The 355-nt window shown below is 62.8% G+C and carries 1 protein-coding gene; it reads left to right on the top strand.

From position 1 onward, the window contains the following. A partial coding sequence (locus tag IHE46_RS16860; RefSeq protein WP_192166090.1) for an AMP-binding protein occupies positions 1 to 355 on the top strand: 355 nt, incomplete at both ends.

Raw genomic sequence — 355 nt, forward strand, 5'->3', positions numbered from 1 at the left:
GCCATGGTCACCGATGCCACGCAAACAGTCGCTCATATCGACCTGCTGGCCTCCGATGAGCGCACCTTGCTGCTGGAGACCTGGAACCGGACCGACGCGCCCTACCCCGACCAGCTGTGCATCCACCAGTTGTTCGAGCAACAAGTACAGCAGCACCCCGAGGCTACCGCCCTCGTCTTCGAGGACCAGTCCCTCTCCTACGCCGAGCTCAACACCCAGGCCAATCGCCTCGCCCATCATCTGATCGATCGCGGAGTAAAGCCGGGCGAATGTGTCGTCACCCTCCTCGAACGCAGTGCCGCCCTGGTCATCACTCAGCTGGCCATCCTCAAGGCCGGTGGCACCTATGTGCCCA

This window comes from Rhodanobacter sp. DHG33, assembly GCF_014843005.1.
Taxonomy (GTDB): Bacteria; Pseudomonadota; Gammaproteobacteria; order Xanthomonadales; family Rhodanobacteraceae; genus Rhodanobacter_A.